Source organism: Gilliamella sp. Nev6-6, assembly GCF_001690605.1.
GTDB classification, from domain to species: Bacteria; Pseudomonadota; Gammaproteobacteria; order Enterobacterales; family Orbaceae; genus Gilliamella; species Gilliamella apicola_C.
The window spans coordinates 1-24171 of record NZ_LZHP01000011.1; the positions used below are offsets into that span (position 1 = coordinate 1).

Annotated in this window: 18 protein-coding genes and 1 pseudogene; 12 read left to right on the forward strand and 7 right to left on the reverse strand. The window is 35.9% G+C overall.

The genetic code is table 11. The annotated features are described in order from the left end of the window. Positions 1-236: 236 nt before the first annotated feature. From aceE to glnE, 6 genes are all read left to right on the forward strand, one after another. Complete coding sequence (gene aceE, locus A9G42_RS01030; protein ID WP_065652377.1) at positions 237-2903, forward strand: pyruvate dehydrogenase (acetyl-transferring), homodimeric type; 2667 nt, start codon at positions 237-239, stop codon at positions 2901-2903. A gap of 12 nt (positions 2904-2915) precedes the next feature. Further along, positions 2916-4508 carry a pyruvate dehydrogenase complex dihydrolipoyllysine-residue acetyltransferase gene (gene aceF / locus A9G42_RS01035; RefSeq protein WP_082211744.1) on the forward strand — a complete coding sequence of 531 codons (1593 nt, stop codon included), beginning with the start codon at positions 2916-2918 and terminating at the stop codon, positions 4506-4508. 16 nt (positions 4509-4524) lie between these two features. Next, the gene (gene lpdA / locus A9G42_RS01040) at positions 4525-5949 is read left to right on the forward strand and encodes a dihydrolipoyl dehydrogenase (protein ID WP_065652378.1); all 1425 of its coding nucleotides are present in this window, start codon (positions 4525-4527) and stop codon (positions 5947-5949) included. Positions 5950-6323: 374 nt separating this feature from the next. After that, complete coding sequence (locus A9G42_RS01045) at positions 6324-7268, forward strand: CYTH domain-containing protein (RefSeq protein WP_065567465.1); 945 nt, start codon at positions 6324-6326, stop codon at positions 7266-7268. A gap of 14 nt (positions 7269-7282) precedes the next feature. Beyond that, positions 7283-8275 (forward strand): hypothetical protein, encoded by a 993-nt coding sequence (locus A9G42_RS01050; protein ID WP_065652379.1) that lies wholly within the window; start codon positions 7283-7285, stop codon positions 8273-8275. A 459-nt stretch (positions 8276-8734) separates the two neighbouring features. Next, positions 8735-11575 (forward strand): bifunctional [glutamate--ammonia ligase]-adenylyl-L-tyrosine phosphorylase/[glutamate--ammonia-ligase] adenylyltransferase, encoded by a 2841-nt coding sequence (gene glnE, locus A9G42_RS01055; RefSeq protein ID WP_065652380.1) that lies wholly within the window; start codon positions 8735-8737, stop codon positions 11573-11575. Between the two features lie 586 nt (positions 11576-12161). On the opposite strand, the gene ttcA is transcribed toward glnE, so the two are convergent. Both ttcA and efpL read right to left on the reverse strand, forming a co-directional pair. Then, positions 12162-13055, reverse strand: a complete 894-nt coding sequence (gene ttcA / locus A9G42_RS01060) for a tRNA 2-thiocytidine(32) synthetase TtcA (RefSeq protein ID WP_065652381.1) — start codon at positions 13053-13055, stop codon at positions 12162-12164. Between the two features lie 14 nt (positions 13056-13069). Beyond that, entirely contained in the window at positions 13070-13642 is a 573-nt protein-coding gene (gene efpL, locus A9G42_RS01065; protein ID WP_065652382.1) for an elongation factor P-like protein EfpL, read from the reverse strand. A 117-nt stretch (positions 13643-13759) separates the two neighbouring features. Here efpL and A9G42_RS01070 point away from each other — a divergent pair, with 117 nt between their 5' ends. Next, a complete protein-coding gene (locus tag A9G42_RS01070; protein ID WP_065652383.1) occupies positions 13760-14026 on the forward strand; it encodes a YkgJ family cysteine cluster protein in 267 nt (88 codons plus the stop codon). A 205-nt stretch (positions 14027-14231) separates the two neighbouring features. Continuing rightward, entirely contained in the window at positions 14232-15674 is a 1443-nt protein-coding gene (locus tag A9G42_RS01075; RefSeq protein ID WP_065581845.1) for an amino acid permease, read from the forward strand. A gap of 111 nt (positions 15675-15785) precedes the next feature. On the opposite strand, the gene infA is transcribed toward A9G42_RS01075, so the two are convergent. The 5 genes from infA to leuS form a co-directional block, all read right to left on the reverse strand. Beyond that, positions 15786-16004, reverse strand: a complete 219-nt coding sequence (infA, locus tag A9G42_RS01080; protein ID WP_025315083.1) for a translation initiation factor IF-1 — start codon at positions 16002-16004, stop codon at positions 15786-15788. Positions 16005-16225: 221 nt separating this feature from the next. Next, a complete protein-coding gene (nadD, locus tag A9G42_RS01085; protein ID WP_065652384.1) occupies positions 16226-16879 on the reverse strand; it encodes a nicotinate-nucleotide adenylyltransferase in 654 nt (217 codons plus the stop codon). Further along, positions 16873-17877: a DNA polymerase III subunit delta gene (gene holA, locus A9G42_RS01090; RefSeq protein WP_065588109.1), complete on the reverse strand. Its 1005-nt coding sequence runs from the start codon at positions 17875-17877 to the stop codon at positions 16873-16875. Before holA ends, nadD begins: the two co-directional genes overlap by 7 nt. A 7-nt stretch (positions 17878-17884) precedes the next feature. Next, positions 17885-18379 (reverse strand): LPS assembly lipoprotein LptE, encoded by a 495-nt coding sequence (lptE, locus tag A9G42_RS01095; RefSeq protein ID WP_065652385.1) that lies wholly within the window; start codon positions 18377-18379, stop codon positions 17885-17887. Positions 18380-18414: 35 nt separating this feature from the next. Further along, positions 18415-20997 (reverse strand): leucine--tRNA ligase, encoded by a 2583-nt coding sequence (gene leuS, locus A9G42_RS01100; RefSeq protein ID WP_065652386.1) that lies wholly within the window; start codon positions 20995-20997, stop codon positions 18415-18417. Between the two features lie 344 nt (positions 20998-21341). On the opposite strand from leuS, the gene A9G42_RS01105 reads away from it, so the two are divergent. From A9G42_RS01105 to A9G42_RS01120, 4 genes and pseudogenes are all read left to right on the forward strand, one after another. Then, positions 21342-21734 carry a hypothetical protein gene (locus tag A9G42_RS01105; protein ID WP_065652387.1) on the forward strand — a complete coding sequence of 131 codons (393 nt, stop codon included), beginning with the start codon at positions 21342-21344 and terminating at the stop codon, positions 21732-21734. 14 nt (positions 21735-21748) lie between these two features. Further along, positions 21749-22525, forward strand: coding sequence for a hypothetical protein (locus A9G42_RS01110; RefSeq protein ID WP_065652388.1), 777 nt, complete (start codon positions 21749-21751; stop codon positions 22523-22525). 5 nt (positions 22526-22530) lie between these two features. Next, on the forward strand, positions 22531-22947 hold the full coding sequence (locus A9G42_RS01115; protein ID WP_065652389.1) for a hypothetical protein: 417 nt from the start codon (positions 22531-22533) through the stop codon (positions 22945-22947). A 231-nt stretch (positions 22948-23178) separates the two neighbouring features. Further along, positions 23179-24171 (forward strand): annotated as a pseudogene (locus tag A9G42_RS01120) (IS256 family transposase); the annotation flags it as partial.

Below are 24171 nucleotides of genomic sequence, written 5' to 3' on the forward strand. Positions count from 1 at the left end.
TAAAATTTAGTTATTTATCAGATAAATAACATTTATTTTATTATTAGTATTGAAATAGTTGATTAATTTGATAGGAATTAACATTCTTTTCTAAGCTTTGGTTTGCTTTACTTTTTTTATGAAAATGGCAGACTTATGCGATGAAACTCCATAATGCAGAGTTGTAATTTATATAGTTATTTATAGCTAAGGATAGCAAATACTGCATTTTTCTAAACAAAAAAAGAGGTTTTTATATGTCGGACATGCAAATGAATGATGTCGATCCCATTGAAACACAAGATTGGCTCAAAAGTGTTGAGTCTATTATTCGAGAAGAAGGAATCGAACGTGCACAATATATTATTGAACAAATAGTTAATAAGGCGAGAGATGGGGGTGTTCCAGTACTTTTTGGATCTTCAACAAGTAATTATGTCAATACTATTCCAGTAGAAGATCAACCTACTTATCCTGGCGATTGGGAAATAGAAAGACGTATTCGTTCAATTGTCCGTTGGAATGCAATTATGATGGTGTTACGAGCTTCAAAGAAAGATTTAGAGCTTGGTGGTCATATGGCATCGTTCCAGTCTGCTGCTACGTTTTATGAAGTCTGTTTTAACCACTTTTTCCGTGCTCGTAATGAAAAAGATGGCGGTGATTTAATCTACTTCCAAGGGCACATCTCACCAGGTATTTACTCTCGAGCCTTTATTGAAGGACGTTTAACCGAAGATCAGTTAGATAACTTCCGTCAAGAAGTTCATGGTAAAGGTTTACCATCATATCCTCATCCTAAATTACTTCCAGAATTTTGGCAATTTCCAACAGTATCAATGGGGCTTGGTCCTGTTGGTGCTATTTATCAAGCACGTTTTTTAAAATATTTAGAAAATCGTGGATTGAAAGATACTTCTGAACAAACCGTCTATGCTTTCTTAGGTGATGGAGAGATGGATGAACCAGAATCAAAAGGTGCAATTACCGTTGCAACACGTGAAAAACTAGATAATTTGGTATTTGTTATCAACTGTAATTTACAACGTTTAGATGGACCGGTAACAGGCAACGGTAAGATCATTAATGAATTAGAAGGTGTTTTTGCTGGTGCAGGTTGGAACGTGATTAAAGTTCTTTGGGGTGACCGTTGGGATAAACTTCTACAAAAAGATAAATCTGGTAAGTTAATTCGACTAATGAATGAAACACTTGATGGTGATTATCAAACATTAAAATCAAAAGACGGTGCTTATGTTCGCGAGCATTTCTTTGGTAAATATCCTGAAACAGCAGAGCTAGTTAAAGATATGACTGATGAAGAAATCTTTAGATTAAACCGTGGTGGTCAAGATCCAGCTAAAATGTTTGCAGCATTCCAACGAGCAAAAGAGACTAAAGATCGTCCAACAGTCATTCTTGCTCACACAATTAAAGGCTATGGTATGGGTGATGCAGCTGAAGCTAAAAATATTGCCCACCAAGTGAAAAAAATGAATATGGATGGCGTTCGCCATGTTCGTGATTTCTTCAATATTCCTGTAACAGATGAAGCACTTGAAAAATTACCTTATATCAAATTTGAGGAACACACGCCAGAATACAAATATATTCATGAACGTCGTAATGCATTACATGGCTATGTTCCATCAAGATTAACCAAATTTTCTGGCAGTGTTTCAATCCCAGCATTAAGCGAATTTTCGTCATTACTTGAAGCACAATCAAAAGAAATATCAACCACAATTGGCTTTGTTCGTGCACTTAATATCATGCTTAAGGATAAAGAGTTAGCACCACGCTTAGTACCAATTTTGGCTGATGAAGCGCGTACTTTTGGTATGGAAGGTTTGTTCCGTCAAATCGGTATCTACAATCCTCATGGTCAACAATATACACCGCAAGATAGAGAACAAGTTGCTTATTATCGTGAAGATGAAAAAGGGCAAATTCTACAAGAAGGGATCAATGAATGTGGTGCGACCGCTTCATGGTTAGCGGCTGCGACATCATATAGTACCAATGATTTCCCAATGATTCCATTCTATATTTACTATTCTATGTTTGGTTTCCAACGTATTGGTGATTTAATGTGGGCTGCTGGCGATCAACAAGCACGTGGATTTATGATCGGTGGCACATCTGGTCGTACAACATTAAACGGTGAAGGTCTACAACATCAAGATGGCCATAGCCATATTCAATCATTAACTATTCCAAATTGTATCTCTTATGATCCTGCTTATGTGTATGAAGTGGCTGTGATTATGCAAGACGGTTTACGTCGTATGTATGGCGAACAAGAAAATGTGTATTACTACATCACCACCCTTAACGAAAACTATGCACAACCTGCAATGCCAGCAGGTGCAGAAGAGGGGATTTGTCGTGGTATTTATAAACTTGATACCGTTGAAGGTCAAAAAGGCAAACCAACTGTGCAGCTATTAGGTTCAGGTTCAATTTTACGTCATGTACGTGAAGCTGCTGATATTTTGGCTAAAAATTATGGTATTAGCTCAGATGTTTATAGCGTAACATCATTTACTGAACTTGCTCGTGATGGTCAAGATTGTGAACGATATAATATGTTACATCCAAGTGAAACACCAAAAGTGCCTTATGTTGCTCAAATTATGAATAACAATCCAGCAGTGGTTTCAACTGATTATATGAAATTGTTTGCTGAGCAAATTCGTGGATTTGTACCAGCTGAAAGTTATCGAGTGCTTGGTACTGACGGCTTTGGTCGTAGTGATAGCCGTGAAAATTTACGTCATCACTTCGAAGTCGATGCATCTTATGTTGTGGTTGCAGCATTGGGTGAACTTGCTAAACGTGGCGATATTGAAGTTAGCGTTGTTGAAGATGCGATCAAAAAATTTGAAATCAATGCCGATAAACTTAATCCACGAATTGCATAAGAGGTTATTATAATGAGTATTCAAATCAAATTACCTGATATCGGTGGTGACGAAGTAGAAGTAACCGAAATTCTGGTTAAAATAGGCGACAAAGTTGAAGCTGATCAGTCAATTATGACTGTTGAAGGTGATAAAGCATCAATGGAAATTCCAGCACCACAAGCTGGTATTGTTAAATCTATTTCTGTAAAAATTGGCGATAAAGTCCAAACGGGTGTGGACATTATGGTCTTTGATGAACAGGGCGGTGCAGAGCCTGCGGCTCCAGCACAAGAAGCACCAAAAGTTGAAGTCGCACCAACTGCTGCTGTAGTGAGTCAAACTGTTGATGTCAATGTACCTGATATCGGTGGCGACGAAGTTGAAGTGACCGAAATTTTAGTAAAAGTTGGCGATACTATATCTGTTGATGATTCGTTAATTACCGTTGAAGGTGATAAAGCTTCAATGGAAGTACCCGCAACCATTGCCGGCATCGTTAAAAGTATCACAGTGAAAGTGGGCGATAAGGTGAAAACAGGTTCCAAAATTATGGAATTTGAAAACACAACTAGTGCAGCGCCAGCTACTCAAACAGCGCCGGTTGCTCCAGCACCTGTTGCTGAAAAAGTCGCACCAGCGCCAACATCAGCGCCTGTTACCGCACAATCAGCGCCTGTATCATCAGGCAATGACTTTGTTGAAAATGATGCTTATGCGCATGCAACTCCATCAGTACGTCGTTTAGCGCGTGAATTTGGCGTAAATCTTGCTAAAGTCACCGCGACAGGTCCTAAAAACCGTATTTTGCGTGAAGACATTCAAGCCTACGTTAAAAACGCAGTTAAACAAGTTGAAAGTGGCGCTGCTGGTGGTGCATTACTTGGTTTATTACCATGGCCGAAAGTTGATTTTAGTAAATTTGGTGAAGTTGAAAGCCTACCATTAACTAAAATCCAAAAAGTATCAGGTGCAAATTTACACCGTAACTGGGTCATGATTCCACATGTGACGGAGTTTGATGAAACCGATATTACTGATTTAGAGGCATTCCGTAAGCAACAAAATGCAGAAGCTGATAAGAAGAAGCTTGACCTTAAGATCACACCTTTAGTGTTTATCATGAAGGCGGTAGCTAGCGCATTAACAGCGTATCCTCGCTTTAATAGCTCATTATCTGAAGATGCTCAAACGCTAATTATCAAAAAATACATTAATATTGGTGTAGCTGTTGATACACCAAACGGTCTTGTTGTGCCAGTGTTTAAAGATGTTGATAAAAAAGGCATTGTTGAGCTTTCTCGAGAACTTGCGGCAATTTCTAAAAAAGCGCGTGAAGGTAAATTGACTGGTAGCGATATGCAAGGTGGATGTTTCACTATTTCTAGCCTTGGTGGTATTGGTACAACCTCGTTTACACCAATTGTCAATGCGCCAGAAGTGGGCATTTTAGGCGTATCTCGTTCTAGCATGAAACCAGTATGGAATGGCAAAGAGTTTACACCACGCTTAATGTTGCCTTTATCATTATCATTCGATCATCGTGTTATTGATGGTGCGGATGGTGCGCGCTTCTTAAGCCATATTGTTAACGTCTTATCCGACTTACGTCGTTTAGTGATGTAATTAAGGAGATCAAATTATGAGTCAAGATGTTAAAACACAAGTTGTGGTTTTAGGAGCAGGACCAGCGGGTTATTCCGCTGCGTTCCGTGCTGCCGACCTTGGACTAGATGTTACCCTTGTTGAACGTTATTCAACACTGGGTGGTGTCTGTTTAAATGTAGGTTGTATTCCATCAAAAGCATTACTTCATGTCGCTAAAGTAATCGATGAAGCAAAATCATTAACTGAACATGGTATCCATTTTGGTACCCCGAGACTTGAATTAGACAAAGTGCGTGGCTGGAAAGAAAAAGTCATTAGTCAGCTGACTAACGGACTTGCTGGCATGGCAAAAATGCGCAAAGTCAATGTGATTCAAGGTGAAGCTCAGTTTACTGGTAGCCATACTATGGAGGTGACTTCTTCAAAAGGGATCACTAAAATTACCTTTGATAATGCGATTATTGCAGCGGGTTCTCGTCCAATTAAGTTACCTTTTATTCCACATGATGATCCGCGTATTTGGGATTCAACAGATGCCTTAGCGCTAACTACCATTCCTAAAAAATTATTATTAATGGGTGGCGGAATTATTGGTCTTGAAATGGGGACTGTATACCATGCGTTAGGTTCAGAAGTCGATGTGGTTGAAATGTTTGACCAAGTGATCCCTGCTGCTGATAAAGATGTGATCAAAGTCTTTACTAAGCAGATCCAAAAGAAATTCACTTTACGATTAGAAACCAAAGTGACCACCGTTGAAGCCAAACATGATGCAATTTACGTCACCATGGAAAAGAAAGACGGCACCACCGAAACCCATACTTATGATGCGGTATTAGTGGCGATTGGTCGTACGCCAAATGGTAAGTTAATTAGTGCAGAAAAAGCAGGTGTTAACGTGACTGATCGTGGATTTATCGAAGTAGATAAACAGATGCGCACTAACGTACCACACATTTATGCCATTGGTGATATTGTGGGTCAACCAATGCTTGCGCATAAAGGTGTACACGAAGGGCATGTGGCAGCAGAAGTGATTGCAGGTAAAAAACACTTCTTTGATCCAAAAACTATTCCTTCTATCGCTTATACTGAGCCAGAAGTAGCTTGGGTTGGTTTAACTGAAAAAGAAGCGAAAGAAAAAGGCATTGATTATGAAGTATCAATCTTCCCATGGGCTGCTTCAGGGCGCGCTATTGCTTCGGATTGTTCAGAAGGGATGACAAAACTCATCTTTAATAAAGCAGATAATCGCTTGCTAGGTGGTGCGGTTGTTGGCGTGAATGGCGGTGAATTACTAGGTGAAATCACCTTAGCTGTTGAAATGGGCTGTGATGCCGAAGATATTGCATTAACTATCCATGCTCACCCAACATTGCATGAATCGATCGGCTTAGCTTCTGAAATTTATGAAGGCTCAGTCACCGATTTACCTAATGCCAAAGCAAAGAAAAAATAGTGACAATAAGTGATTAATTTACTTAGTAAAATGCCGTTAGCTCAAACTAACGGCATTTTTATTTGTCTTAAAATAAATTTGTTTGTCAAAACGCTTCCGAAAATAAAGTGTTTTAATAAAATAAAACTGAATTAAATATACTTAGTATGGATCTTAATAAAATTGAATGAAAGAGTAGGTCATCTATTTATCATGATAGTTTGCGTAATTGCTAATATTTTTCATTTAAATTTAATCATCTTAATTTTAGTGTTTTTTTCACAATTTTGGGATTTAACTCAACTCCAAGATTCAATTTTTTAATTAATGATTAAGTATATTTCTTTAACTGTTCAATATATCATATAGCAAAATAACTAAGATAAAACAGAATAATGAGTAACGAAATCGAATTAAAATTTGAAATCAATGACAACGATATTGCTAATTTAAAATGTTTTTTGGAACAATGGGCTGATAGTGACGAAGCCGAATTTTCGGCAATATCATCAGTCAAACGACGTTCTACAAAATTCAACTTGACTAATACTTATTATGACACAAACGATCATTATTTACGTAATAACCATTGTGGTCTGCGTGTAAGAGGATGTGAAGAAAATCACCAAAAAAAGTTTGAAATTACCTTAAAGCGAGATAGAAAATCAGTGGCTGGTTTACATGAACGAATAGAATTTAATGTCAACTTACCTAACTCAGAACCTGATTTAACACTATTACCACATGCGGCATTACCTGATAATTGTAATATTGCCCAGTTACAACAAAATTTATTGCCATTGTTTAGTACTGATTTCAAACGTCAAACTTGGTTGATTTCGTTTGCAAGTAGTGAAATTGAAGTCGCTTTAGATCAAGGAGAGATTAAGTCAAACCAAAAGGTTAAAATTATTCAAGAAGTCGAACTTGAACTCAAACAGGGTAATAAACAAGATTTGCTCAATTTTGCGCTTGAATTAAGTCGATTTCATTTACATCTTTTTTCACAAAGTAAAGCCGCTAGAGGTTATTTGTTGCTTAAAAATTCACCATTGAAAAGCTGTCAGTTTGATATTAAAATGAATCAAAATTTAACGCAACTGCTCAATTTTTGGCAACAAAATGAAGAATATGCGTTAGAAACTAACAACTTAAATTTTTATCAACAAACTTTAAAGCAGATTAGTAATGTATTAGCTGATAAAAACTTATCTCTTGAACCTGAATTTACTCAATGGCAAGAGGCATTATTGTCTTTTAACTCAATAGAAAAGTTTGCTTTTAGTGAACTGAACACAAGGTTAAAACTGGCATTGATTGCGAATCTGACTCTTAATTAATGGACTAAAAATAGATGAAATTCTCTTTTTTTAAATTACCGTTCTTTTTTGTACTCTTTTATTGGATTCTTGATAGCATCTTTACGATTGGATGTTTGCTTTTTGTTAATAGTGATTTTCACAGCGATGAAGTATTGGCTTTATTTAGTTCAAATAGTTATAGTATATCATTATTAAATACCCTAATTTTAACTAATACTTTTAATCAATTAGCGAATCTGGTTCTAGTTTTTATTACTTCAGCAATAGTATTAAACCAATATTTTATTTATCGAGTCAACGCAAATAATCTTTTATATGCATTTACAATAGTACTTTTGATAATCATTGGTTTATATGCTTATCAAATTATATTTGCCCAGCAGACAGGCGTGTTTTTGAATAGTTACTTGTTGGAATCATACTTCTTTTATACCTATAGGTTTTATATAGGAATATTGCGGTTTGTTAGTTATATTTGGATATTCATGGGGATTTGTTTAGGGATAAAACTATTGCGTTCGGTTTTTGTAACGGAACTGGAAATGATTGCATTGCCTACAAAGTATAGTCAAAAAATTCATTTATCTTTATTTATCTTGTTATTTAATTTTTATTATTTGGTTATTGTCTTATTCTTTTTGAATTACTTTTTACTTCCTGATTTTCTTTTCGAATCAGATATTTTTGCGATGAGTTTTCATTCAATTTTTTTACTAATATGTAATACCGTTGGCTACATTGCTTTACGCAAACAATTTACTTCTGTCGGGTCTAAACTTCAACTAAAAAATTTAGCTTTTAGTTCTGCTATTGCTTTTAGTGTAACCTTGCTACTATCTATAATTGTTTTTTTTATCAATACCTATTTTATGAATTTAGGATGGCTTGACAAGATGGTTAAGTTATTGAATGATAAACAAATTTTAGCTATTGCATTCTCTTATATTATAGCATTTTTTGTAGTGTTATGTTTGATTGGTTGGCTCGTTGTTCGCAAAGTAGTAAAGGTATTTTTTAGCAAATAAGATCATCATTCTATCGTATTGAACATTGATACGATAGAATTTTAAGATTTTTCTTTTAGTAAATAAGCTCCATTGATGTAGCTCATCTTGCAAAATAGTATACCCAAAAATAGTGAATAAATTACCTGATGATTAGCTATCTATTAATTATGAGGTATTCCCTATTTTGTAAAAAAACATTCAATATGTCTATACCGTTTAAATGGTAAAAATAATTACCTGCCTTAAATCAAAATTAACCACTTGAAGTAAATAACGAATCTTAAATAAGATATTCAATATATAGTGAATTATCTTTAAGATCTTTTGATAAAATAACAACAAAAAGCATACGCCACTATTTTTCTACAAACTTTTATTTTTTATATAAATACTATATCAATGAAAAAAGTTATTTATAATAGAGGCTTATTTTGGTGATTTTACTTTTAGTAACAATATTTCTAAGAGAGTTTGCCCATGTCGGAATTTAATCTACCACTTTGCCTTTTGCTTGAACAACAAAAGCAAAAAGTTATCTCGCAACTTAGAAAATGCCAGCCAGATGAAGTGCAAGCTAATCTTGATATTTTAGTACAAAGTGATTTTTTGGTGGATGCTTTTTATCGATTCCCACAGTGGCTCTCAGAGATAGCAAACAATCCACTGAAAGCCGACGAACGACAATATTACCAAAATTGGTTAACTAAAAAATTAACCTTAGTTTCGGATGAAACTGAATTGATGAAAGAATTACGGCAATTTAGGCGTTATATTTTAGTTCGATTAGCATGGTCTCAATTAACCCACATCAGTTGTGATGAGCAAATTTTATTACAATTAAGCGAGTTGGCAGAAGTGATTATTGTTACGGCTCGTGATTGGCTTTATGAACTGAGTTGTAAAGAGTGGGGCACTCCTTGTAATGCACAAGGTAAATTACAACCCTTGCTAATTTTAGGGATGGGTAAACTGGGCGGTGGAGAACTTAATTTTTCGTCTGATATTGATTTGATTTTTACTTACCCAGAGCATGGGCAAACGCAAGGTGGGCGACGAGAGCTTGATAATAGTGTATTCTTCACTCGATTAGGGCAACGCTTAATTAAAGCTCTTGATCAAATTACCGAAGATGGTTTTGTTTATCGTGTTGATATGCGCTTGCGCCCGCTAGGTGATGGCGGACCTTTGGTGTTAAGTTTTTCATCTATGGAAGACTACTACCAAGAGCAAGGTCGTGATTGGGAGCGTTATGCAATGGTCAAAGCTAAAATACTTGGGGATCAACAATCGCCTTATGTCAATGAACTTTACCAAATGCTAAAACCCTTTGTGTATCGCCGTTATATCGACTTTAGCGTCTTACAGTCATTGCGTAATATGAAAAGCATGATTGAACGTGAAGTACGTCGTCGCAGTTTAAAAAATAATATTAAGCTTGGTGCTGGGGGAATTCGGGAAGTTGAGTTTATTGTGCAAGTCTTTCAGCTTATACGTGGTGGGCGAGTAGTGGGGTTACAAACCCGTTCACTGCTCACGGCTTTACAGGTTATTGAACAAGAATCATTGCTCAACACTGATGAAGTAACCGCATTACGTGAAAACTATCTTTTTTTACGCCGTTGTGAAAACTTACTGCAAGCTATTAACGATGAACAAACTCAAACCTTACCAGATGATGAACTTGATCAGCTGCGCCTAGCTAGCGGTATGGGATTGGCTAATTGGGCTGATTTTCAACGTGACTTAACTAAGCGCATGCAAGCTAATCGCCAAATATTTAATCAGCTTATTGGTGAACATGAATCGACATCATCCACGGCAAAACAATACAATGATCAGTTCGATGATCTTTGGGTACCCGATCTACAAATAAATGATGTAAAAGCAATACTGCCATCTTATTCAGATGATGATGTAAATCAACTTTGGCAAATGCTTGTACAATTTCGCGATGATATCGGTAAACGTACTATTGGTGTACGGGGGCGTGAAATACTCGATCAATTGATGCCTAGATTATTAGAATCCATTTGTAGTGAAAAACAAGCAATAGTCATTTTATCGAGAATTTTTCCTTTGCTAGTTAATATTGTTAGTCGTACCACCTATTTAGAGTTATTACTAGAATACCCAATCGCATTAAAACAGGTGATTCGCTTATGCAGTGCATCACCAATGATCAGTGATCAACTCGCTCATTACCCCATATTGCTTGATGAACTTATTGATGTTAATTCGCTACACCAAACGATTGCACCACACGAATATAAAAGCCAACTTTATCAATATTTACTTCGTATTCAAGTGGATGATGAAGAACAACAACTGGAAGCATTACGACAATTTAAGCAAATGCAATTACTCCATATTGCTACCGCAGATGTTGAACATGTATTAACCACCATGAAAGTCAGTGATCACCTAACCTATGTGGCCGAAGCATTACTCGATTTTGTTATACAAATGGCGTGGAATCAAATAACCGCCCGTTATGGTCAGCCAGAACATTTATCTGCTAATGACAAAGGATTAGTTGTTGTTGCTTATGGCAAATTAGGTGGCTGGGAGCTAGGTTATGGTTCCGATCTTGATTTAGTCTTTTTACACGATTGCCCAGTAAATAGCATGACCAAAGGCGAAAAACAGATCGACAGTCGTCAATTTTATTTGCGTTTAGTACAACGAATTATTCATCTATTTAATGTACGTACTAGCTTTGGTATTTTATATGAAGTCGATGTAAGGCTCCGCCCTCAGGGAAATGCTGGGTTACTTGCGTGTAGCTTAAATTCATTTGAGGATTACCAGATGAATGAAGCTTGGACTTGGGAACATCAAGCATTAGTACGAGCCAGAGCCGTATATGGCGAAAGCGAATTAATAAAACGTTTTAACCAAATTCGTCATAATGTACTTTGTAAAAAGCGAGATCAAAATACCTTAAAAACAGAAGTTCGGCAAATGCGCGAAAAAATGAGAGCCCACCTTAGCACATCACACACGCATTTGTTTAATTTAAAAATTGATGAAGGGGGGATTGGTGATATTGAATTTTTATCGCAATATCTTGTACTTAATTATGCTTATCAATACCCAAAAATGACAACATGGAGCGACAACGTTCGTATTTTAGAACTCGCAACAAATTACCAAATTATGGATAGCAACGAAGCCCAGCAACTAACACAAGCTTATATTGACATGCGCAATAAAATTCATCAATTGGCATTACAAGCTTTACCAAGTACTGTTGATGATTCGCAATTCAGTCAAGTAAAAAATATTGTTAATCAAAGCTGGCGTAAGTGGTTAATGTAGTGAGTAAAATATTATTATTTTGTTACTTTCAACGATGAGGCTCGTAGTCAAAAGCGGAGAAAAGCTTTAAGTCATTTATCATGATAGCCTCGCAACGGCTAGAATGAGAAAGCTCATCATGGGGGATGAATTGTTTACCTTTGAACCGCGATACTTGATTAGGTAATAATTTATAGTAATGAAAATAAAGAAGCTTGTTATTTTCGATTATTTCGCCATGAAATAAAGCAATAATAAAATACTAAAGGAGGGGGATTCTGCAAGCATTTGTGAAAAATGTTGTTTTAATATTATTAATGGCTGAAAATTTTAGCTGCCAGTAATGGATAGATTAAATAATTGTTTTTAAAAAGGCTTAATTTCAAATAATCCAATAAACTTTTTAAAACTATTACTTTGTATAGAGTAACTGAATTTGTAAAATTTTTTACTCAATCGCATGTATTATCTACGTATATATTCACTAAAATTTCTTCACAACGGTAAAGTTTTAAAACATGTTGAGTGATATTAATAAAAAATAAATGCCACATTAGTGGCATTCATGAGGAAGCGGTGTGAGTCTACAATATTAAGTATTAAGCCACTATTTTACTTCTTTCCACAAAATCAGATCCTGATCTTCAAGATCTGAAGCATCAAAGCTGATTGGTGCGATATCTTCGCGGTCAAAAGCGATGTCACCACCATTAATAGCACTATCACCTTTTTGAATCCCTTTAAAATCAAATAAATTAGTATCACACAAATGGGATAGGGTGATATTTTGCGTGGCTCGAAACATGGTTTCTATCCGGCCAGGAAACTTCCTATCCCACTCATTTAGCATTTCTTTAATGACTTGTCTTTGTAAGTTGGGTTGTGAACCACAAAGATTACAAGGAATAATCGGGAATTGCTTAATTTGCGCATATTTAGCAATATCTTTTTCTTTACAGTAAGCCAGCGGTCGGATAATGATATGTTCACCCGAATCATTCATTAACTTAGGGGGCATTGCTTTAAGTTTGCCACCATAGAACATATTTAAAAACAGTGTTTCTAATATATCATCACGATGATGCCCAAGCGCAATTTTAGTTGCGCCAAGCTCGGTCGCAGTGCGATATAAAATTCCCCGACGAAGGCGTGAGCATAAAGAACAAGTTGTTTTGCCTTCAGGGATTTTTTCTTTAACAATGCCATAGGTATTTTCTTGGACGATTTTATACTCAATACCAAGCGAATTTAAATACTCTGGTAAAACGTGTTCGGGAAAACCAGGTTGTTTCTGATCTAAATTAACCGCAATTAATTCGAAATTTATTGGGGCACTGATTTTTAAATTAATAAGAATATCAAGCAAAGTATAACTATCTTTACCACCTGATAGGCAAACCATAATACGATCGTCTTGTTCAATCATATTAAAATCAGCGATTGCTTCGCCCGTTAGGCGACGCAATCGTTTATGTAGTTTATTTTGATTATATGTATTCATCACAATCTTATTTGTTATTCCGCCCGGCTCATATAGCGACGCTCAGCGATGTGAATTTTGACTTTTTCATTATTATCAATATACTCAGGAACTTGAATAACAAGACCCGTTGATAGTGTTGCAGGTTTAGTTCGTGCGCTTGCTGAAGCACCTTTAATACTTGGCGAAGTTTCAACAATTTCTAAATCGACAGTTTGTGGTAGCTCTAATGCGATGACTTCGTCGTCCGCCATTAATACTTGAATTCCATCCATTCCGCCCTCAGGAATAAATAAAAGCTCATCTTCAATTTGTTCTTTTTTGAAAATAAATGATGTGTAATCTTCATTATCCATAAACACATATTCATCCCCATCAATATAAGAAAAACTAACAGGACGGCGAGACAGTTCAATGGTTTCGAGGATATCATCTCCTTTAAATCGTTCTTCGACTTTACCGCCATTTTTGACGTCAGTAAAACGCATTTTATAAAGCGTACTGGCACCACGAGCACTAGGGCTTTGAACATCAATATCTTTAACGAGTAATAATTTGCCATTATAGGCGACTGCATCGCCACGTTTTATTTCATTTGCTTTAGCCATAATATTTTCTTCGCGATTATTAAAAATAGAGTTAAAAAATTAACTCGCTATTTTAACGCTAACTTGTTATTGTCACCAACTAAATTTATTAATAAGCTTTAAATTAAAGGAAAAATGATGGCAAATTTATTTCAATGTCGAGAAAATTGTGGTGCTTGTTGTATTGCACCATCAATTTCTTCTCATATTCCTGGCATGCCTAATGGTAAAATAGCTGGTATTGCTTGTATTCATTTAGGTGAAAATTTTAAATGCCAGCTATTCGGGCTTGCATCAAGACCATCCGTTTGTGAGCGGTTACAACCCTGTTACGAGATGTGCGGTGATAATCGTGAGCAAGCATTGGATTATTTAACTCAATTAGAACAACTTACACGTGGGTAAGTATTGCTTCTATTTAACAAATGAGATTTATTATTAAAATTATTTATCTCGTCATGCTTTTTTTTTGATACACTTCTGCGCATTTTATTTTATCTGTAATGATTAATATAAATTTTGAGCTGCCAGTTGACAGCTAAGAATGTAACGTGCTGAAAATACGTATACGCTATAAAATTGACTCTCTTTAATAAAGAAGAATATTGCTATGAAAAATAAATTAAAACGAGATTTAAAGGCTCGTCATTTAACCATGATTGCCATTGGTGGTTCCATTGGTACAGGATTATTTGTTGCATCTGGTGCAACAGTTGCGCAGGCAGGCCCAGGAGGGGCACTACTTTCTTATGCCATTATCGGCGTAATGGTTTACTTTTTAATGACAAGCTTGGGTGAATTGGCCGCTTATCTTCCCGTTTCAGGAACATTTGCAACTTATGGCTCACGTTATGTCGATGAGGCATTTGGTTTTGCTATTGGCTGGAATTATTGGTACAACTGGGCAATTACTGTTGCGGTTGACTTAGTTGCAGCGCAATTGGTGATCTCATATTGGATAGATTTAGGTAGTTATAGTTGGCTTTGGAGCTTTCTATTTTTAAGCATTATCTTTTGCCTTAACTATATTTCGGTTAAAGGCTTTGGTGAAGCAGAATTTTGGTTTTCACTAATTAAAGTTGTCACTGTTGTTCTTTTTATTGCTGTTGGGTTGCTCATGATTGTCGGTATTTTGGGTGGAGCACAAGGTGCAGGTTGGCACAATTGGCAAGTAGGTGACGCTCCGTTTGTTGGTGGATTTTCATCAATGATTGGCGTAGCTATGGTGGTTGGGTTTTCGTTCCAAGGCACAGAGCTGATAGGTATTGCTGCGGGTGAATCAAGTTCTCCAGAAAAAAACATCCCTAAAGCAATGAAACAAGTATTTTGGCGAATCTTGTTATTTTATATCTTTGCAATCTTAGTCATTAGTTTAATTATTCCATATACTGATCCTAATTTGTTGCGCAATAACGAAACCGACATTAGTGTAAGCCCATTTACTTTAGTATTCCAAAATGCAGGGTTACTGTCAGCTGCGGCATTAATGAATGCTGTTATTTTGACATCAGTTCTTTCTGCTGGTAATTCAGGATTGTATGCGTCAACTCGAATGCTTTATGCCTTAGCTAAAGAAGGTAAGGCTCCGAAAATTTTTGGAAAATTATCGTCATCAGGGGTGCCTAGAGTGGCGCTACTAGTAACGACATTTGTCGCTATGCTTTGTTTCTTAACATCTATGTACAAAGATCAAGAAGTTTATCTGTGGTTGTTGAACATGTCGGGTATGACGGGCTTTATTGCTTGGCTTGGTATCGCCATTAGCCATTATCGTTTTAGAAAAGGTTATATTGCTCAAGGTCATGATCTTAATAAATTACCATATCGCTCAAACTTATTCCCATTGGGGCCTATTTTTGCTTTTGTACTATGTTTGATTATTACTTTAGGTCAGAATTACGAAGCATTTTTACAAGACACCATTGACTGGAATGGCGTGATTGCAACCTATATTGGTTTACCGCTATTTTTAGTAATTTATTTTAGTTACAAAATAGTCAAAAAGACAAAATGGGTTAAATACGATCAGATGAACTTTTCTAAAGAAGATTAAATCGCTAGTTTAAATTTATCACTCATCCGTCGACAAAGGTCGACGGATTTTTTATTAAAAAAGAGATAAATAAACCGTTATACTTTTAAATAGTTTATTTAGATAACGATATTAGCGACTACGGAAGATGATACGTGCTTTAGATAGATCGTAAGGCGTCATTTCAACAGTAACTTTATCGCCAGTGAGAATACGAATATAATTTTTTCGCATCTTACCAGAAATATGTGCAGTAACGACATGACCATTTTCAAGTTCAACACGAAACATCGTGTTTGGAAGTGTATCAAGTATGGTACCTTGCATTTCAATGTTATCTTCTTTTGCCATTGGGGCCTCTTAATAATAAATACAAATTAAATATACTTAATTGATTTGCCATGTAAAGTGCTTAATGACAAAACAATAATGTTACACTTTTATCTTACCTTATCGGTATTTGATGAGAAGCCTAACAAGCTAAGTATAAACACAAAAAAACTGAGTTCAGAATATATAAATACAGCGGCGAAATAATGCCGAAAAAACTGTCAGATGTAAAGCCCTTTCTACTATTTCTTTATGTTATAAAGTCTTTGTTGCTGAATATAGTGCCATACTTGAGGTGGCAATAACTTTTCACAACGTGCTTGATTGTTAATATTTCGCCTAATTTCCGTTGCTGAAATATCTTCAAGTGGTGTATGCGCAAAAAAGATATAGCCATGAGGTGAGTCATGTAATTGTTCAACTTTGGTTGTACTATGTTCATCAATCCATTGTTGTAGCTCAATGTTATTGGTATTTTGTGCATAACCTGGTCTACGGCAAATTAACAAATGGCAGTAATCGAGCAGTGTTTTCCATTTGTTCCAAGTTGGCAAGCTCAATAATGAATCTTGCCCCATAATAAACGCCAGTCCATTACTATTTCCCTTTTCTTCTCGCCACGCTTGAAGTGTTTCAATAGTGTAAGACGGGCGTTTTGATGCTATAGGAACGATCTCTCTTATATCTAACGCAAATAAAGGTAAATCTTCGATAGCTAATTTTAACATTGTTAAACGTTGTTCAGTATTGGCTTCGGGTTGAGGTTTATGGGGTGGAATATGATTAGGCAATAAACTAATTTGCTTTAATCCCACTTCATTTGCTAATGAAATAGCAGGACGAAGATGTCCATAATGGATAGGATCAAAAGTCCCTCCTAATAATGCGTTCAACATTTATCTAATCCCATAAATTGCATCGATAAATTAAATATTTCGTCCCATATTTGAACTTGATTATCATGTTTTAGACTGATTTCAATTTCAGTCAGTTTGGCTAGTAAATTAAACAAGCTTTTAATATCACAACGATTTAGATAATTGGTATAAATCGTTCTTTTATTTTGCCAAATTTTATATTCATCAAAAACCTGTTTTAAAGATTTTTGCTGTAACCCTTTTTTTAAATTAATGATCAGTATTAGCTCACGTTGAATAATTCGCAACAAAATTAATGGCTCAAATTCATTCATCTTTAACTGCTGTAAAATATGCATAGCCCTTTTTATTTTATTGGCCATTAATGCATCAGTCCAATGATAGGGCGTAAATATTGCTGAATCATTAATATTGCTTTCGACTTCGTCATAAGAAATGATGTGATCGGGATACAACAATTTTAGCTGTGCAATAATTTGCGTTAATGCAAGCAAATTGCCCTCATAATAATAGCAAAGTAGATCTATTGCTTTAGGCTCAATAGCAATTTGTTGTTGCTGTAAATGATTTTTAACCCATTGTGGTAGTTGTAAGGTATCGGGTGTGGCACAATTGACAACAACCAATTTATCCGATAAAGCTTTATACCAAATTGCATTTTCTTGTGTTTTAGTCATTTTATTGAGCGTGATTATCAGTGCAATATCAGGCGTTAAAATCTCGCTGAGCGTATTAAGTTTAGCGGTAATGCCTGCATTTAATGAATTCTCACCAAAATCAAGTAGAAGCAAAGTGTTGCTTGAAAATAAATTCATTGCTTGGCAGCAATCAAAAATGGCTATCCAATCAGTTTGATTATCAATAACAAAAGTAAGCTGTTCATCAAAGCCAGCAAGTTTAAAAGCGTTTCGTAACTCAGTTTGCGTATAATGCTGTAAATAAGGATCACTACCTAAAATCAAATAATAAGGTGATCCTAATTTATGGCTAATTTGATCGGCACTAATTTTAATCATGATAACGTTAATTTACCGCATCAATTGATTTTAATTTACGAATGATTTGTTTAGCTGCCTGTTTAAACATCTCGTTTTCAATTAAATCTTGCTCGACCGTTTTCGCTAATGCTTCAGATGGATTATCAAAGAACGTTCTAAATACACGAACACTAATTGGGTATGTCTGTTGACCAGCAATAACAACTTGTGCTTCAACAGCTAAGACTAATTGATATTCGGCAGCTTTACCATCCTGATAAATTGAAATGGTATTGCGACTTAGATTTTCGCTTATCATTCTTAGCGATGGCAATTGCTCTGAAGCATTATTATTGGCTAGAGTCACTTGGTTATCGTGCAATAACTCTTTAATATTGCGAGACAGGCGGCCATAAGGATCATAACTTACATAAGACATCGTTTTGAAACGTTCAGGTACTTCTGGCTCATGCTGCAGATGAAATCCACATCCTGTTAAGGATATTGTTAATAACATAATGAATGCTAAATATTTTCTCATACTTATAACCGCCTAAATTGAGTTATCAAACAATATTAACCAACAACAAGGTTTAACAATTTACCCGGTACGTAAATCACCTTACGGATAGCAACATCGATCAAATATTTTTGGATGTTAGGCTCTTGTTTTGCTTGTGCCATAACAAAATCTTGATCGGCATTAGCTGGCACAGTAAATTTACCGCGAACTTTACCATTAATTTGCACAACAATGAGCTTTTCATCTTCAACCATTGCCGATTCATCAGCGATAGGCCATGTAGTGTTATCGATCGGTTCGCTATGGCCTAAAGCTTGCCACATAACAAAACAGGCGTGTGGCATCATAGGGTAAAGTAATCGAACAATTGCATTTAATGCCTCATCCATTAGAGCTCGATCTTGCTCGGTTTCTTGTGGCGCTTTTTGTAAGCGATTCATAAACTCCATCACAGCAGCAATAGCCGTATTAAAGGTTTGTCTACGACCAATATCATCACTCACTTTCGCAATGGTTTTATGTAATTCACGACGTAATGTTTTTTGTTCGCTATTTAAACTTGCAATATCAAGTTTAGCTGTTTGTCCCTTTTGGGCATGTTCGTAAACTAAACGCCAAACACGTTTAATAAATCGGTTAGCACCTTCAACGCCAGACTCTTGCCATTCCAGTGTCATATCAGCAGGCGAAGCAAACATCATAAACAACCGAACGGTATCCGCACCGTATTTTTCAACCATTTCTTGTGGATCGATACCATTATTTTTCGATTTTGACATCTTCGTCATGCCAGCATGAACAAGCTCATTACCTTTACTGTCAATGGCTTTAGCAATGCGTCCTTTCTCATCACGTTCAATCGTGACTTCAGTTGGTGACACCCAAATACGTTCATTCGTTGGACTTGTGTAGTAAAATGCATCTGCTAATACCATGCCTTGGCATAGCAAGCGTTTTGCTGGTTCGTCTGATGATACCAAACCAAAATCACGCATTAATTTATGGAAGAATCTAAAATAAAGTAAATGCATAATAGCATGTTCAATACCACCGACATATTGATCAACAGGTAACCAATAGTTTGCCGCGTTTTCATCTAACATGCCTTTGTCATAGTGTGGGCAAGTATAACGAGCATAATACCAAGATGATTCCATAAAAGTATCAAAAGTATCAGTTTCACGCAGTGCGTTTTGTCCGTTTACAGTTGTTTTGGCCCAGTTAGGATCGGCCTTAATCGGGCTGGTAATGCCATTCATTTCGACATCTTCAGGTAAAATAACTGGTAATTGATCTGCTGGAGTAGGTATAGTTGTACCATCTTCAAGTGTTACCATTGGAATTGGCGCTCCCCAATAGCGTTGGCGTGAAACGCCCCAGTCGCGTAAACGGTAGTTAACTTTACGTTGACCAATACCCAATCCTATTAGCTTATCAGCAATGGCATTGAATGCTTGTTCAAAATTAAGGCCATCAAACTCACCAGAATTAAATAGGATCCCATGCTCAGTATAGGCTTGCTCAGATACATCAGGTGCATTGCCGTCTTGGTTTAAAATAACGGAGTTAATTGGCAAGTTATATTTAGAAGCAAACTCATAATCACGCTCGTCATGGGCAGGAACCGCCATTACTGCGCCTGTGCCATATTCAATTAACACAAAATTGGCAATCCAAACAGGGACTTTTTTACCTGTTAAAGGGTGAATAGCATAAAAACCAGTAGCAATACCTTTCTTTTCCATGGTTGCCATATCGGCTTCGGCTGTTTTAGTGTTTTTACATTCAGCGACAAACTCGGCAATTTTAGGATCGTTTTTGGCTGCTAATTGAGCAAGCGGATGCTCTGCGGCAACGGAGACAAAGCTAACGCCCATTAACGTATCAGGGCGTGTTGTGTAGACGCGTAACTTATCAGCGTAATTTTCAACAGCAAAATCAAATTCGACCCCTTCAGAACGACCAATCCAGTTACGTTGCATGGTTTTAACTTGCTCTGGCCAACTTTCTAATGTGTCTAGATCATTAAGCAATTCTTCGGCATAAGCAGTAATTTTAATAAACCATTGCGGGATCTCTTTACGCTCAACAGGGGTGTTACAACGCCAGCAGCAACCTTCAACCACTTGCTCATTAGCAAGAACCGTTTGATCGTTAGGGCACCAGTTAACTGCTGATGTTTTTTTATAAACTAAGCCTTTTTCAAATAGTTTAGTGAAGAACCATTGTTCCCATTTATAGTATTCGGGACGACAAGTGGTCACTTCACGATCCCAATCATAACCAAAGCCTAAAAGCTGTAATTGCTTTTTCATATAAGCAATATTTTCATAAGTCCATTTTGCAGGTGCAGTATTATTTTTAACAGCAGCACCTTCAGCAGGCAAACCAAACGCATCCCAACCGATAGGTTGTAGTACATTTTTTCCGTTTAAGCGCTGATAACGTGAAATGGTATCACCAATGGTATAGTTACGAACATGGCCAAGATGCAAGCGCCCAGAAGGGTAAGGGAGCATTGATAAGCAGTAGTACTTCTCTTTTGATGGATCTTCAGTAACGTGAAAGGTTTTATTTTCTTGCCAGTGTTTTTGTACAGTGGCTTCGATTTCATCAGGGCGATATTGTTCTTGCATGACGAGTTAATGTCCTATCTATTATTGCTAATGAAAATATGTCGCTAATTGTATTGGTTATTGATTCGTTTTACAAATGATATATGAGGCACAATATTGATTTCTTTCAGTAGTAAATTTAAATATTCATCAGCTCAGATAAGCTTTGATCTACAAAAAATATTGCATTGTTTACAGAAATGATTTAATTAAGATAACCCAATTAGATTATCTTAATTAATCAGTTAACTGTAATGATAGAAAGTACTAATGATTAGAAAATATTCGGCTGAATATAAACAATCTTCTTTATAGAATAGGTTAATCGTGATGCGGGTTGTTAGTCACACTAGTTAATTAATAAGTTGGCTAATATTGTCGTACATGCTGGAGGCATTGATATTAATGGTCCGAAAATTAATATTGGCCCAGTGGTAAATATTTGTGATGCAGGTAGCCCATCAAGTGTAAGAGCTCCGCTTAATCCTGCGATTTTAGCTGCACTGGCTGGCAGCGGTATCCCCTTTATTGAGCGTTGTCCAATTGATACGTCAGCAAAAGTGTCTCCATCGCTTGATGAATATCAAAAAGTGTTTGTATTAAAAAATGAAGAGGGTGAGCTATTAGCTAATGTTAAATATAAATTAACGTTGGGCTCAGGCAAAGTCATTGAAGGTATAACAGATAGTGAGGGGCGAACTGAATGTATATTGTCTGACGAAGCTGAAAATGTGAAGTTTGAATGCTTTATATGCTGAAAAAGGAATAATTTATGTATAATCAAGTATTTGCTAATACAACGAATAATGTCGAAAATATAGTAACAACTGTTACTGTAAAACACTTTTATACTAAATCAATAGATACCTCTGGCTGGTTAAAAGTAAAACTAGACCCGAGTAATAAATTTGCTTTTCTTTGTGATTATACAAAAGTCATTATTCAAAAAGTTGAAAATGACCGAACCTACTTTTTGATTAAAGAAGGTCGATATGCTAATAATATTGCAAGTTTAAGTAATAAAAATGCAATAAAATGTCTAATTGACTGTTCTAGAGGAACTGGTGCAACATTAACCGTTACAAATCTAAAAAGAAAAAAGGAAATTTCTATTATTAGAAAACAAGAATTAAACCAATTATTTGCAGACCTCAGTTTTAACGGAAACAAAGCACGAATTACCATTGATTCAGATGTGGATTATGTAGAAACAAACCCACTTAGTCCTTATTATAGACAAATCTTGCATTCAAAACCACTACCTAATGGAACTTATAATATTTTGGCTCCATTTACAGCAGGAGACAAAGAGTCAACAGATTATTATCGAGCCGATCCAAATGGATATAAAGCATTAGCTTATGATACGGTATGGTTTCCGATAGAATATGCGCCAACATATAATAGTAATTTTGTTCATGTAGGGAATTTATCGGAAGGATGCATTACCTGTTATGAAATACAAAAATGGAATGATTTATATCAATATTTAATTAGCAATAGATCAGACAGCGATGGCAAATATGTGGGAAAACTTATAATAGGATAAATAATATGAAAACACCTATAAACACAATGATTTTATTTTTTTTTATTAGTTTGATAACAAATTATGCACATTCACATGTTTTAACGAATGTACAGAAACATTATGGTAATGAGCAAATTCATGGCTTGAAATATATTAATGATAAAGCAATTGAAGTTATTGAAGCCTATAATAAAGAACACAATACTCACTGGAGATCATTAGAGCCCGATTTAAGAATTATTGTTAATAGGTGCTTAGTGCCACTCAAAGCTGAATGGGCAGAATATGATCCTCATAAAAAATTGTGGGATATACCTTCGGGATATTGGCATGTGTCAGTTTCTTGTGATAAAACTGTCAGCGATATTCCTGAAATGGAATCTTGGGATATTTATGTTCCAACCACAAGGCCATTAAAGCCAAGTCAAATTGAAGAATAGAAATTTATTTAACTGATTTATTAATATTAGGTTACCGGTATGTCGTCTTTGTTATTACCTTTTATACCAGACGCTTCAAGTGAGAATTATTGGTATGTTTTAGTTGATTGTGCCTTGTTAAAGGGTTTTTATTTATCATTATCAAAAATTGATAATTTAGAGACTGTTCAATATTCTGTGTCATTTCGGTAAACTATGTAGCAAAAAAGGAAATGACCCATGTCCTAAGAATTTGATTTTGAAAAAGCATTAAAATTATTACAAAATGGTCAACCGCTAACGGGTAAAGATGGTATTTTAACGCCATTAATCAAGCAGCTAACAGAAGCGGCGTTATCGGCGGAATTAGATTCTCATTTAGCCAACGACATTACCCCTAATCGGCGTAATGGTAAGAGTTCAAAGACAATAAAAAGCTCATCAGGCAGTTTCGAACTTGATGCACCAAGAGATAGAAACGGTTCATTTGAACCTCAACTCATCAAAAAAAATCAGACAACATTAAACGATGAAATTGAACAAAAAATTCTCAGTATGTATGCGCTGGGGATGAGTTATAAAGATATCAGCCAGCATATTGAAGAGATTTATGCTTTTCGTCTTTCTCCTGCAACTTTAACCGCCATTACAGATAAAATCATTCCTGAGCTCAGATTATGGCAACAACGACCGCTAGAATCGCTTTATCCGTTTGTTTGGATGGATGCAATTCATTATAAAGTAAAAGAAGATGGGGTTTATCACAGCAAGGCTGTTTATACTGTACTTGCACTTAATTTAGCCGGAAAAAAGGAAGTATTAGGCTTGTATTTATCTGAAAACGAAGGGGCTCATTTTTGGTTATCGGTGTTGACCGATTTACAAAACCGAGGATTAAATGACATTTTAATTGCTTGTGTCGATGGATTAGTTGGCTTTCCTGAAGCGATTAATACTATTTACCCACAAACAGAGGTTCAACTTTGTGTTATTCATCAAATCCGCCATTCAATTAAGTATGTTGCCTCTAAACATCACAAAGCATTTATGAGCGATTTGAAACTTGTTTACAAGGCGGTCTCTCGTGAAGCAGCAATTGATGCATTAGATGAACTTGAGAAAAAATGGGGCGATAAGTATCCAATCGTCATCCAATCATGGCGTCGTAAATGGGATAATTTATCAGCTTATTTCCGCTATCCTGAGCCTATTCGTAAGGTGATTTATACCACCAATGCTATTGAG